General features: G+C 62.0%; 16 protein-coding genes. 12 read left to right on the top strand and 4 right to left on the bottom strand.

All coding sequences use genetic code 11. The features are described from left to right. The first annotated feature begins 26 nt into the window (after window positions 1-26). The 3 genes from AAFO92_RS02865 to AAFO92_RS02855 all read left to right on the top strand — a co-directional run bounded on the left by AAFO92_RS02865 (window position 27) and on the right by AAFO92_RS02855 (window position 1,372). Window positions 27-227, top strand: coding sequence for a hypothetical protein (locus tag AAFO92_RS02865; protein WP_347533139.1), 201 nt, complete (start codon window positions 27-29; stop codon window positions 225-227). Window positions 228-426: 199 nt separating this feature from the next. After that, the gene (locus AAFO92_RS02860) at window positions 427-906 is read left to right on the top strand and encodes a hypothetical protein (protein WP_347533138.1); all 480 of its coding nucleotides are present in this window, start codon (window positions 427-429) and stop codon (window positions 904-906) included. Between the two features lie 10 nt (window positions 907-916). After that, window positions 917-1,372, top strand: a complete 456-nt coding sequence (locus tag AAFO92_RS02855) for a GNAT family N-acetyltransferase (protein WP_347533137.1) — start codon at window positions 917-919, stop codon at window positions 1,370-1,372. A 63-nt stretch (window positions 1,373-1,435) separates the two neighbouring features. Here the strand turns inward: AAFO92_RS02855 and AAFO92_RS02850 are convergent, their stop codons facing one another. Continuing rightward, window positions 1,436-1,816 (bottom strand): hypothetical protein, encoded by a 381-nt coding sequence (locus AAFO92_RS02850; protein WP_347533136.1) that lies wholly within the window; start codon window positions 1,814-1,816, stop codon window positions 1,436-1,438. Between the two features lie 115 nt (window positions 1,817-1,931). Between AAFO92_RS02850 and AAFO92_RS02845 the strand changes: the two genes are divergently transcribed. The 6 genes from AAFO92_RS02845 to preA all read left to right on the top strand — a co-directional run bounded on the left by AAFO92_RS02845 (window position 1,932) and on the right by preA (window position 7,263). Continuing rightward, window positions 1,932-2,279 (top strand): Lin0512 family protein, encoded by a 348-nt coding sequence (locus AAFO92_RS02845; protein ID WP_347533135.1) that lies wholly within the window; start codon window positions 1,932-1,934, stop codon window positions 2,277-2,279. Continuing rightward, entirely contained in the window at window positions 2,276-2,644 is a 369-nt protein-coding gene (locus tag AAFO92_RS02840) for a Lin0512 family protein (protein WP_347533134.1), read from the top strand. The genes AAFO92_RS02845 and AAFO92_RS02840 overlap by 4 nt, the downstream gene beginning before the upstream one ends. Before the next feature lie 117 nt (window positions 2,645-2,761). Next, window positions 2,762-3,529, top strand: coding sequence for an FCD domain-containing protein (locus AAFO92_RS02835; RefSeq protein WP_347533133.1), 768 nt, complete (start codon window positions 2,762-2,764; stop codon window positions 3,527-3,529). 198 nt (window positions 3,530-3,727) lie between these two features. Then, window positions 3,728-5,047 (top strand): NAD(P)-dependent oxidoreductase, encoded by a 1,320-nt coding sequence (locus AAFO92_RS02830; protein ID WP_347533352.1) that lies wholly within the window; start codon window positions 3,728-3,730, stop codon window positions 5,045-5,047. A gap of 45 nt (window positions 5,048-5,092) precedes the next feature. Continuing rightward, window positions 5,093-5,929 carry a methyltransferase domain-containing protein gene (locus AAFO92_RS02825; RefSeq protein WP_347533132.1) on the top strand — a complete coding sequence of 279 codons (837 nt, stop codon included), beginning with the start codon at window positions 5,093-5,095 and terminating at the stop codon, window positions 5,927-5,929. Window positions 5,930-5,958: 29 nt separating this feature from the next. Next, on the top strand, window positions 5,959-7,263 hold the full coding sequence (preA, locus tag AAFO92_RS02820) for an NAD-dependent dihydropyrimidine dehydrogenase subunit PreA (protein WP_347533131.1): 1,305 nt from the start codon (window positions 5,959-5,961) through the stop codon (window positions 7,261-7,263). 54 nt (window positions 7,264-7,317) lie between these two features. On the opposite strand, the gene AAFO92_RS02815 is transcribed toward preA, so the two are convergent. The 3 genes from AAFO92_RS02815 to AAFO92_RS02805 all read right to left on the bottom strand — a co-directional run bounded on the left by AAFO92_RS02815 (window position 7,318) and on the right by AAFO92_RS02805 (window position 9,173). Further along, window positions 7,318-7,776, bottom strand: a complete 459-nt coding sequence (locus AAFO92_RS02815; RefSeq protein WP_347533130.1) for a VOC family protein — start codon at window positions 7,774-7,776, stop codon at window positions 7,318-7,320. A gap of 63 nt (window positions 7,777-7,839) precedes the next feature. Next, window positions 7,840-8,457, bottom strand: coding sequence for a TetR family transcriptional regulator C-terminal domain-containing protein (locus AAFO92_RS02810; protein WP_347533129.1), 618 nt, complete (start codon window positions 8,455-8,457; stop codon window positions 7,840-7,842). 80 nt (window positions 8,458-8,537) lie between these two features. Then, window positions 8,538-9,173 (bottom strand): TetR/AcrR family transcriptional regulator, encoded by a 636-nt coding sequence (locus tag AAFO92_RS02805; RefSeq protein WP_347533128.1) that lies wholly within the window; start codon window positions 9,171-9,173, stop codon window positions 8,538-8,540. Between the two features lie 128 nt (window positions 9,174-9,301). Here AAFO92_RS02805 and AAFO92_RS02800 point away from each other — a divergent pair, with 128 nt between their 5' ends. From AAFO92_RS02800 to hydA, 3 genes are read left to right on the top strand one after another with little or no spacing between them, the layout of a single operon-like run. After that, entirely contained in the window at window positions 9,302-10,564 is a 1,263-nt protein-coding gene (locus AAFO92_RS02800; protein ID WP_347533127.1) for a Zn-dependent hydrolase, read from the top strand. A 4-nt stretch (window positions 10,565-10,568) separates the two neighbouring features. Continuing rightward, entirely contained in the window at window positions 10,569-11,150 is a 582-nt protein-coding gene (locus AAFO92_RS02795) for a hypothetical protein (protein ID WP_347533126.1), read from the top strand. Between the two features lie 3 nt (window positions 11,151-11,153). Beyond that, window positions 11,154-12,614, top strand: a complete 1,461-nt coding sequence (gene hydA / locus AAFO92_RS02790) for a dihydropyrimidinase (protein ID WP_347533125.1) — start codon at window positions 11,154-11,156, stop codon at window positions 12,612-12,614. The last annotated feature ends 9 nt before the right edge of the window (window positions 12,615-12,623 follow it).

Here is a 12,623-nt window from a genome sequence, read left to right as displayed (position 1 = left end):
CCGCCAGTCTGGTGGGTCTTGTCCTTGTGTCTTCGGACCGCAAGGTACTGGGGATTATTCAATCCGCGACTGCGAACGCCAAGGGATACCAGGTCAAGGTGCAATTGAACAACCAGCTCGGCCTGAAGCGGCAGAATGTGACGCTAGATCTGCCCTCGGCAACGCCGCGCTACGGGCAAGTACGACTCGGCACACCGATGCGCCGGCTGGTCGAGATCATCGGCTAAACTGCATCTTCTGCTCCACATTGCCCGGACCGCAGCCAAAGCCGGCCCGGGCAATGTGCAGAATACGTTCTTGCCGGCCTCGTATCACCTTGGCGACCCCGCGCGGGGGACGCCTTGCCAAACCGCCCTGGCCATGTGACATTCGCGGACCAGATGCCGCCGCTGCGCTGTCAGCCCATTCCGCAAAAAAATCCGTCTCATGCCCAGACCGCTCATTTTTCTGCTAATCGGCCTTTTCTTTGGTACAGGATTGGGTTTCCTGCTGGCTGCGGGTACCGGGGCCGGTACGCCCGAACCCACGGACAGTGTCCACGATCACAGCGCACATGCCCATGACGGCCCGGCCCACGATCAGCTTACGGAGGCTGCTCGCCCCTATCCGGTGCTGACCATCAGGCTTCATCCCGACGGCACCCAAAGCCGGAACCTGGAGATCGGCGTCACCAATTTCGCCTTCGCGCCGGAGGCCGTGAACGGGCCGCACGTGCCGGGCCAGGGCCACGCCCATGTCTACGTCAACGGGGTCAAGATCGCCCGGGCCTACGCGCCCTGGGTGCATCTTGGCGCGCTGCCCAAGGGCAGGCACGTCATCCACGTTACGCTGAATGCCAATGATCACACGCAGCTGGCCCGGGACGGCGTACCGATGGAAGCCAGGACCGAAGTTACCATCGAATGAGCCCGACCCCATGATCGTGATTGAACCTGCCGACCCCCGCAGCCCCGGCCCCCAGACGCTTCTGGAGGCGAGCCAGGCGCTGATGCAGGCGCTTTATCCGCCCGAGGAGAACTTCTCGCTCGGCATCGAGGCGCTATGTGGCCCCGACATTCATTTCTTCGTGGCCCGCGATGGCGAACGCACCATCGGCACCGGCGCGCTTTGTGTTTGCGATGGGTATGGCGAGGTCAAATCCATGTTCACCGCCCAAGAGGCGCGCGGCAAGGGCGTCGCCGCCGCGCTCCTGCGGCAGATCGAGGATCAGGCCCGAGGGCTCGGCCTGCCAGTTCTCAGGCTTGAAACCGGCGCGGAACTGGCCCAGGCGGTGCGCCTGTATGAACGTCACGGCTTCAGCCTGCGGGGTGCATTCGGAGACTATGCCGAAAACGAAACCAGCATCTTCATGGAGAAATCCATTTGTGACTGACCTGCCCCCCAATGCCGCCCATCATGCCGGCAGGCGTCTGGCGCGGCAGCTTGAACAGCGGGGTTAGATGGGTTCGCAGGTCAGGTCCGCGAAGCTTTCGTAGACCACATCGATCGAACATTCGAATTCGAACGCACGCGGCAGCGGCTCCAGCCGCCCGCCACAATCCAGCCAGGCCCGCATCACCGCGGCATCACCTTCAATCCTGCGCACCCGGCAACCGCTGACCTTTTCGATCGCATAAACGCCGCGCGGGGCGACCGCCGCCAGGCGCGGGGCATATTCCGTATTCAGGCGGATCGCCTCGGCACGGGTGCCCTTGACCCGGATATCGAAGCTGCTCTTGCCGATATGGATGCGCGTCGCGGGTGTGTCGCGAAACTCCGGACCGGGTGCGTCACACCCAACCAGGGCCATCACCATCGCTGCTGTCAATCGCTTCATGGCGGCAGGGTCCGCCAAGCCGGTTAACAAACTGTTATCCGTCACCGTTCATGCCAAAATGCGCTTGCGTCTCTCTGCCACGCTGCGCAAATTCGCCGCAACCAAGGAGGGGGCGATGCCGAAACACCGCGTATTGACCGAATTCGGCATGGGCAGCAGCCTGCGCCGGCAGGATTACACCGAGGCTGCTAAACGCGCTGTCAAGGACGCGCTTTGGCACAATTCGATCAACATGGCCGAGCTTTTCGGTTTCGGAAAAGAGGCGATGCTGATCGACGTGGAAATCGCCGTGCAGCAACCGGAAAAGGTGGATACCGGCGCGCTGTCCGGGATCTTTCCCTATGGTCAGGTCAATGTCACCACATCGTTCGGCGGGCTCGACATTCCCCGTCCAGACGGCCATCCCACGGTGGTTGCCAATGCCGCCATTTCCGTGAGTTTCGACATGGCGCGCAAACAATGAGCGATCAGCGTTTCATCATCGAGATGGGCATGGGCAACGACCTGCACGGGATGGATTACACCAAGGCCGCCCGACGGGCGATCGAAGATGCCATTCGACACGCCACCCTGCCGATATTCGACACAACCGGCCTGGACCATACCGAGATGCGGGTGCAGGTAACGGTTGGTGTACAGGAGCCGGACAGGATCGACGCGGATGCGCTGGCAAAGGTGCTACCGCGCGGCCGCGCCAGCGTCTCCGCCGTCCGGGGCGGGCAGAACGTGACCAATCCCGAAACCGGTGAAACATTGGTGATCGCCACTGCCGCGGTCGAGGCATTCCTGCCCTACCAGGGCGATGACTGGCGACCGGCAGACTGCTAGCGCAGGCGCCGCCCTCTTGGCGAGGGGAGACCTGTGCATGGGTGATTCTTGTTCCGGGGGCGCTTGTTCCGGGCCGCATGTGGTCATACAATCTGACCAATCACCAAGGACGCGCCGATGCCCTTCCAGAAAGTCACACCTGAGAAACTCTCGACCGCGGTCACGCGGCAGATCGAAAAGCTGATCCTGCGCGGCATCCTGCGCCCTGGCGAACGGCTGCCGGCGGAACGGGAACTGGCCGAACGGCTGGGCGTTTCCCGCCCCTCTCTGCGCGAGGCCGTGGCTGAGCTGCAGAACAAGGGCTTGCTGGCAACCCGCGCCGGGGCGGGCATCTTCGTGGCCGATGTCCTGGGCAATGCGTTCTCACCCGCGCTTGTCCAGCTCTTTGCCGAACATGACGACGCAGCGATTGATTACATCGCCTTCCGCCGCGATCTCGAAGGGCTGGCGGCCGAGCGCGCCGCGCGGTTTGCTTCGGACACCGATCTGAAGGTCATTCAGACAATTTTCGACAAGATGGAAGCCGCCCATGCCAAACCCAACCCGCGGGATGAGGCCCAGCTGGACGCGGATTTCCACATGGCCATCATCGAGGCCAGTCACAACGTGGTGATGCTGCACATGATGCGCTCGATGTTTCAACTGCTGCGCGAAGGGGTTTTCTACAACCGGCAGGTCATGTTCAAGCAGCGCCTGACCCGTGAAATGCTGCTGGAGCAGCACCGCGCGATCAATACGGCCCTGCAGGCCCGTGATCCACGCGCTGCCCGCGCCGCCGTCACCGAACATCTGAACTATGTCGAGACCTCGCTGCTTGATCAGCACAAGGCCGACCAGAACGAGGCTGTCGCCCGGCAGAGGTTCGAACACGAGAAAACCCGCTGAGCATTGCCGCGTCGAGTGTCCGAGTAGCGCGCTCTTTGCCGATCAAGCGCCATCCTGAAAATCCGTCATCCGGTCATCGTGGCCCGGCCCTGATTTCGGCGCTGGTTTGGCGATTCTGAAAATAAAAAATTTTACCAATTGATAAAATTTCAGAATGTGGCACACTGAATGAAACTGAAAGCCACCCATGAGGAAGCCATGACCAATACTGCGCTGACCCCCGGTATCGCCGCTGGACGGCTGGATCAGGCCGGCTATGCGGATAATTTCTCGGACCTGCACCCGCCGCTGGAAGATCACGAAGCTCTTGTCGCTGCGGATCGTTGCTATTTCTGTCACGATGCGCCCTGCATCACGGCTTGCCCGACGGATATCGACATACCGCTTTTCATCCGGCAGATCTCGACCGGTACGCCCGAGGCCGCGGCAAGAACCATTCTGGGCCAGAACATCCTGGGCGGCATGTGCGCCCGTGTCTGCCCGACCGAGACCCTGTGCGAGCAGGCCTGCGTACGCGAGGCCGCCGAGGGCAAGCCGGTCCTGATCGGCCAGCTTCAGCGCTACGCGACCGACACGCTGATGAACCAGGGCACCCATCCGTTCACCCGGGCCGAGCCGACGGGGAAAACCGTCGCCGTTGTGGGCGCCGGGCCCGCAGGCCTGTCCTGCGCGCACCGGCTGGCGATGAAAGGTCACGATGTCACGCTTTACGACGGCCGCGACAAGCCCGGCGGGCTGAACGAGTTCGGCATCGCCTCCTACAAGACGGTCGACGGTTTCGCCGCGCGCGAGGTCGACTGGCTGATGCAGATCGGGGGCATCACGCTGGAAACCGGCAAGAGGCTGGGCCGGGATCTGAACCTTGACCAACTGAAAGCCGGTTTCGATGCGGTCTTCCTGGGCATCGGCCTTGGCGGGGTCAACGCGCTTGGCCTTGATGGCGAGGACAAGGACGGCGTGCTGGACGCGGTCGATTTCATCGCAGAGCTCAGGCAAGCCAGTGATCTGGCAGCCCTGCCGATCGGGCGGGACGTGGTGGTTGTCGGCGGCGGCATGACTGCCGTGGATGCCGCCGTGCAGGCCAAGCTGCTGGGCGCGCTCAATGTCAGCCTGGTCTATCGCCGGGGCCGCGACCGGATGAATGCCAGCGAGTTCGAACAGGATCTGGCTGCGTCCAAGGGGGTGCGGATCATCACCAACGCCTCGCCCAAGGCCGTGCATGGCAACGGCGCCGTCCGCGAGATCGAATTCGAATACACCGATGACGACCTGACCCCGACCGGCCAGACGGTCCGGCTTGCGGCGGACCAGGTGTTCAAGGCAATTGGCCAGACGCTCGCCGGTGACAACCTGCCCGATCTGGATGGCCGCAAGATCGCCGTCACCGGCGCCGGCCGCACCAGCATTGCCGGCTTCTGGGCCGGGGGCGACTGCGCAGCCGGGGGTGACGACCTGACCGTCACCGCGGTGGCCGAGGGGCGTGACGCGGCAGAGGATATCCACGAAACCCTGGTTTAATGATAGGCTGAGGGCATATTTCAGAACGCTGGAGGGAATTATGCCATGACCGATATCGAGACCCTTGTTGCCCGGCATTATTCGGGCGAAACCCTGCTCGACAGCATTCGCGCGGCCCTGAAGCAATCCGGTGTTGACCCCGACGCGCCGGGAATTGAAGACCTCAAGCCCGTGGATGAATTTCACACCGGCGGATTGGAAGCCACAGATGCCTTGCTGGACCAGCTTGAGATCACACCGCAGACCCGTGTGCTGGATATCGGCTGTGGCATCGGCGGCGCTGCCCGCCATGTCGCTGCACGTACCGGCGCACATGTACGCGGCTTCGACCTGACACCCGATTTCGTCGACACGGCCTCGGCGTTGTCCCGTCTTGTGGGTCTTTCCGATGCTACCCGGTTTCAGGTCGGCAGCGCGCTGGACATTCCCGAGCCGGACGACAGCGCCGATCTGGCGCTGATGTTCCATGTCGGCATGAATATCGAGGACAAACCTAAATTGTTTCAGGAGGCGGCGCGGGTTCTGGCGCCGGGCGGCACCTTTGCGCTCTTTGACGTCATGCGGGCGTCGGACACGCCGCTGACATTCCCGTTCCCCTGGGCCGAAGAGGCGGCGTTTTCCTTTGTCACGCCGCCCGAAATCTACCGCGCTGCGGCCAAAGCCGCCGGGTTCGAGTTGCAGGCGGAACGCAACCGGTCCGCCTTTGCCAGGGAATTCTTCGACCGCGTTCTTGCCCGCATCGCCGAGGCCGGCGGGCCACCCCCCGTGGGCATCCACCTGCTGATGCACGAAACCGGCAAAACAAAAATCGAAAACTATGTCACGCATCTGACAGCCGGGGATATCGCCCCGGTCGAGATGATCTTTCGCCTGCCGGGATAAGGCACGCGACAACAGGGAAAGGAAAGCCGATGGCTGATCTGACATCCAATTTCATCGGGATCAAATCCCCCAACCCGTTCTGGCTGGCCTCGGCGCCGCCGACGGACAAGGAATACAACGTGCGCCGCGCCTTCGAGGCCGGATGGGGCGGCGTGGTCTGGAAAACACTTGGCGAGGCGGGCCCGCCGGTCGTCAATGTCAACGGGCCGCGCTACGGCGCGATCTGGGGGGCCGACCGGCGCCTTCTGGGACTCAACAATATCGAACTCATCACCGACCGACCGCTTGAGGTGAACCTGGAAGAGATGACGCGGGTCAAGAAGGATTACCCGGATCGCGCGCTCATAGCCTCGCTGATGGTGCCGGTGAACGAAGACGCGTGGAAAGAGATCCTGCACCGGGTCGAAGATACCGGCTGCGACGGGGTCGAGCTGAATTTCGGCTGCCCGCACGGGATGAGCGAACGCGGCATGGGCAGCGCCGTGGGCCAGGTGCCGGAATATGTCGGGCAGGTCGCGCATTGGTGCAAGAAACACTCGGACCTTCCGGTTATCGTCAAGCTGACGCCGAACATCACCGACATCCGCAAACCCGCCCTCGCGGCGATGGAGGGCGGTGCCGATGCGGTCAGCCTGATCAACACGATCAACTCGATCACAAGTGTCGATCTGGACCTCTTCGCGCCCGAACCCACCATCGACGGCAAGGGAGCGCATGGCGGCTATTGCGGCCCGGCGGTCAAGCCCATCGCCCTGAACATGGTGGCCGAAATCGCCCGTTCACCCGAAATGACCGACCTGCCGATCAGCGGTATCGGCGGGATCACCACCTGGCGCGACGCCGCCGAATTCATGGCGCTTGGCGCGGGCAACGTGCAGGTCTGTACCGCGGCCATGACCTATGGGTTCAAGATCGTGCAGGAAATGATCTCGGGGCTGAGCCAGTGGATGGACGAGAAGGGCATCACCGACACCGCGCAGATCGTGCGCCGCGCGGTGCCCAATTGCAGTGACTGGCAGCACCTGAACCTGAACTACGTCGCCAAGGCGAAGATCAACCAGGATCTGTGTATCAGCTGCGGGCGGTGCTATGCCGCCTGCGAGGATACCTCGCATCAGGCAATTTCCATGTCCGATGACCGCGTGTTCGAGGTGCTGGACGACGAATGCGTGGCCTGCAACCTCTGCGTCAATGTGTGCCCGGTCGAGGGCTGCATCACGATGGAGCAGATGACCCCCGGCATGACCGATCCGCGCACCGGGAAGGTGGTTGAAAAGGAATACGCCAACTGGACGACCCACCCGAACAATCCGAACACCTGCGCGGCGGAATAACCCGCTCAATAGACGACAAGGGCTGTCCGGCGCCGTTTTGCGGCGCCGGTTTTTTCAGACAGGCCGCTGCGTGTCGATCCCTTTGTCGCGCAACTCTTCCAGCGCGGCTTCAGACTTGCTCAGCCCGGCCTGCCCCATCGCCGCCAGAACCTCCGGACGTTTCATGAACTGGATATCCGGGTAGGCGACGATCTCGACCCGGTTGCCCCAAGGGTCCAGGAAATCGAACCGCTTTTCCGACACGAAGGGAACGCCGTCCGCCTCCATCCGTGCGCGCAGCCCGTCGCGATCATCGACGACAAGGCCGAAATGCCGGGTTTCGTCGGTCTGGATATCGTCCACCTGCATCAGCGCCAGGAACTGATCGCCCATGTCGATAAACGCCGCCCTCTCGCCACGCCCACGCAGGTTGAACCGAAAGTATTTCCCGTAGAACGCAAGTGCCGCGTCGATATTGCCGACCTCGAGCGCCACGTGATTGATACCGATGAGATTGGGCCGAATTTCCGACATGACGTGCCTCCGCTTTTGTACCGGAAGGAGCCTAATACGCCGTCGCACCGGGGCAAACATGCGTCAGGGCACAAGCAACCTGCGGAAAAGCGCATCCAGATAGGTACCGGCGCCCTCATGCGCGGGTGTGCCTGCCATCAACACCTCGATCTGGGCCTCGAAATCGGCGTAATGCTGCGTTGTCGCCCAGATCGAAAAGATCAGGTGGCGGGGGTCAACCGGGGCCAGCCTGCCCGCGTCGATCCATTGCTGGATCACCGCCGCCTTTTCGTCCACCAGCGGTTTCAACCCGCTTTCCAGATGCGGCGCCATGCGCGGCGCGCCCTGCAGTATCTCGTTTGCAAACAGGCGGCTTTCGCGCGGGAATTCCCGGCTCATTTCCAGCTTGCGGGACACATAGCGCATTATTTCCTCAAGCGGGTCGCCGGTCGGGTCGATCTTGTGCAGCGGCGCCAGCCAGGTATCCATCAGCTGGTTCAACAGCGTGACATGGATGTCTTCCTTGCCGTCGAAATAGTAGAGGATGTTGGGCTTGCTCAACCCGGCCTGCGTGGCGATCTGATCCAGCGTCGCACCGCGAAAGCCATGTTTCGAAAACACCTCGAGCGCGGCATCCAATATGATCAGCCGGTTGCGCTGCTGTATCCGGCTGGGTTTCTTGGTGGGGGAACTGCTGGCCATGCAATCGTCCGCGTACTGTGTTCGTTCATACAATGAGGCATTTCCGGCCCCGGGAAAAGAGCGGGCTGCACGACAACCGGCTAGCTCTCGGCCCCGATCCCCTTGAGAATGATCGACTTGACCGACGCCTTGGCAGCCTCCCACTGATCGTCGCTCAGGGCAGCGCCGCCATTCAGCGTCTCGATCTGGTGGCCGAAATCGGCATAATGCTGGGTCGTGGCCCAGAGCATGTAGAGCAGGTGGCGCGGGTCGATCTGATCCATCTTGCCCTCGTCGATCCAGCGCTGAATCACCGCCATGCGCCCTTCGGTCCATTCCACCAGCGTGGTTTCCAGATAGTCCTGGATCACCGGTGCCCGGTGCATGACCTCCGATGCCCAGACTTTCGACCCGGCGGGGTGGCGCCGGCTGATTTCCATCTTGGCATCGATATAGGCGCCGATTCCCTCGACCGGGCCCGGGGCGTCATCAAAGATATCGGCAGCCTTCAGCCAGTCCTGGAAAATTGCCTGAACGACCTGCCGGTAAAGCGCCTCCTTGGTCGGGAAATAATAGTGCAGATTGGCCTTTGGCAGCCCCGCCAGATCGGCAATCAACTGCATCGTCGCCCCGCCAAACCCCGCCTCTGCAAAGACTTTTTCCGCAGCCTCAAGAATGACGCGCTCATTCTCCTGCCTGATTTCTTTCTTGCTCAGCGGTCGGGCGGTTTGCGGCATCTTTGGGCAATCTCAGAAATATCTTGACCAGTTGGTCAGGGTGTGGTGGTCTACTTCTTGACCATACGGTCAGGATGTGACCGATTGCAAGAGGGCCGGCAGATGCCCCGAGACAGGGAGAGAAACAGATGGCCGCAACCAGCGCAGCCCCCGGCGAAAACCTGAAAATCAATGGCGACCGCCTTTGGGACAGCCTGATGGAGATGGCCAAGATCGGCCCGGGCGTTGCGGGCGGCAACAATCGCCAGACCGTCACCGACGAAGACGGCGAGGGGCGCGCGCTGTTTCAGAAATGGTGCGAGGCAGCGGGCATGACCATGGGGCTCGACACGATGGGCAACATGTTCGCCCGGCGCGAAGGGACCGACCCCGACGCCCTGCCCGTCTATGTGGGCTCTCACCTCGACACGCAGCCGACGGGCGGCAAGTATGATGGCGTGCTTGGCGTTCTGGCAGGGCTGGAACTGATCCGCACGCTGAATGACCTCGACATCAAGACCAGGCACCCGATTGTCGTGACCAACTGGACCAACGAGGAAGGCACCCGATTTGCCCCCGCCATGCTGGCCTCGGGCGTGTTTGCCGGCATCCACGAGGAAGACTGGGCCTACGCGCGCGAAGATGCCGAGGGCAAGACATTCGGCGATGAGCTCAAGCGCATCGGCTGGCGCGGCGAGGAGCCGGTGGGCAGCCGCAAGATGCACGCGTTTTTCGAGCTGCATATCGAACAGGGCCCGATCCTGGAGGCCGAGGAAAAGGATATCGGCGTCGTCACCCACGGCCAGGGCCTGAGCTGGACGCAGGTCACGATCGAGGGCAAGGACAGCCACACCGGCTCCACCCCGATGCCGATGCGCAAGAACGCAGGGCTCGGCATGGCGCGGGTGCTGGAAATGGTGGAACAGATCGCCCTTGGTCACGCACCTGACGCGGTGGGCGCCGCGGGCCATATCGACATCTACCCCAATTCGCGCAACGTGATCCCGGGCAAGGCGGTTTTCACTGTCGATTTCCGTTCGCCCAACAAGGACGTGATCGAGGATATGGAGAACAAGCTGCGCATGGCCGCCTCAGAGATCTGCGGCCAGATGGGGCTGAGCGTCGCGTTTGAGAAGGTCGGCGGCTTTGATCCCGTGACCTTCGACGAGGGCTGCGTTACCGCCGTGCGCAACGCCGCCGAACGTCTGGGCTATTCGCACCGCAACATCATCTCGGGCGCGGGCCACGACACCTGCTGGATCAACCGCGTCGCCCCCACGGCGATGGTGATGTGCCCCTGCGTCGATGGCCTCTCGCACAACGAGGCCGAGGAGATTTCCAAAGACTGGGCCACGGCGGGCGCGGATGTACTGCTCCACGCGGTGGTGGAGACGGCGGGGATTGTGGAGTGACCCCTTGAGCAAGTTCCTGACATTCGGAAACATCGCCTCCGCCGTCACCTTTCTGGCAGCAGGATTTGCGATCGGGATCGTCTTGGGCAATCGCCAATCCTACGAAAGTGGTGTGCGCGCAGGCAGCGGAGAACTGGCAATCGCCTACGACACGCTTGAGAAATATGGCGACATCATCAATCAGCCGCCGGTCATGGACCAATACGACAAGGACAGCCGCGCGCAAATCCTCGAGATCATCAGCGAGGTCAACGACAAGAACTTCGTCCGGGTTCAGGACCTGATGCGCAAAAAGCTGACCTTGTTGAAGAAGGACGGATGCAAGGGCAACGGAGACCTCTTCACCGTCACCGAAGCCGAGCCCAGTTTTCGAAATTGCGAAACAGATCTAGTTGCTTTGTTTTCGATCAAGGCCACGAACTACGTCAATGTCTCGGTCGGAAGCGAACTCAAATCGCTCTATGAGGGACAACCGAAAACATGGCATGCTGAGGACGGTTCTTGCACAATCGCTATAGCCTCCATTTCGAACGAGAGCGGGCAAGGAACAGCCAAAGCCATGTTTCAAGGATGCAAAGGGAGTTAGCAAATGACCAAAGTCATCAAGAACGGCACCGTCTGCACAGCGGATCGCACGTGGAAGGCCGATGTTCTGATCGAGGGCGAGAAGATCAAGCAGATCGGCGAGGACCTCAAGGGCAACGAATATATCGACGCCGAAGGCGCTTATGTGATCCCCGGCGGCATTGACCCGCATACCCATCTGGAGATGCCCTTCATGGGCACCACCGCCGCCGAGACCTTCGAGACCGGCACCTGGGCGGCGGCCTGTGGCGGCACCACCATGCTGGTGGATTTCTGCCTGCCCGGTGCGGACGGTTCGATCAAGAACGCGATCAACGAATGGCACCGCAAATCCGCGCCGCAGATCTGCTCGGATATCGGCTATCACATGGCGATCACCGGCTGGAATGAGGATATCTTCAACGAGATGAAGGATGCCGTCGACATGGGCGTCAACTCGTTCAAGCATTTCATGGCCTACAAGGGCGCGCTGATGATCGAGGATGACGAGATGTTCGCCTCGTTCAAGCGCTGCGCCGAGCTGGGCGCGCTGCCGATGGTTCATGCCGAGAACGGCGATCTGGTGGCCGAGATGCAGGAGAAATATTTCAACCAGGGCATCACCGGCCCCGAGGGGCATGCGTATAGCCGCCCGCCGGAATTCGAGGGTGAGGCCGCCAACCGCGCGATCACCATCGCCGATGCCGCCGGCGTGCCGCTCTATATCGTGCATGTCAGCTGCGAGCAGGCGCATGAGGCGATCCGGCGGGCGCGCCAGAAGGGCATGCGGGTCTATGGAGAGCCGCTCATTCAGTTCCTGACGCTGGATGAATCTGAGTATTTCAACAAGGACTGGGACCATGCCGCGCGTCGGGTGATGTCGCCGCCGTTCCGCTCGAAGGACCATCAGGACAGTCTCTGGGCCGGGCTGCAGGCCGGGTCGCTGCAGGTCGTCGCCACCGATCACGCGGCTTTCGACACCGAACAGAAACGTGCAGGCCGCGAGGATTTCCGGATCATCCCCAACGGATCGAACGGGCTGGAGGAGAGGATGCCGGTGCTCTGGACCCGCGGCGTGGAAACCGGCCGCCTGACGCCCAATGAATTCGTCGCAGCCACCAGCACGAACGTGGCCAAGATTCTGAACATTTACCCCAAGAAGGGCGCGATCGTCGAAGGGGCGGATGCCGATATCACCGTGTGGGATCCGAAAATTACCAAGACGATCTCAGCCTCGAACCACCATTCGATCCTTGACTATAACGTGTTCGAGGGATTCGAGGTGACGGCCAATTCGCGCTACACGATCTCGCGCGGCGAGGTGATCTGGGCCTGGGGCCAGAACTCGCAACCCCAACCGGGCCGCGGCCGCTTCGTCCCCCGCCCCGCCTTCCCCTCGGCCCATGAAGCCCTGAGCAAATGGAAGGCCCTCACCGCGCCCAAGATGATCGAACGCGATCCGTTGAACATCCCCTCGGGGATCTGAGAAGAAAGC

The sequence above is a fragment of the Roseovarius sp. CAU 1744 genome (assembly GCF_039839345.1).
Classification (GTDB): domain Bacteria; phylum Pseudomonadota; class Alphaproteobacteria; order Rhodobacterales; family Rhodobacteraceae; genus Roseovarius.
This window is presented reverse-complemented; position numbering and strand designations above follow the sequence as displayed.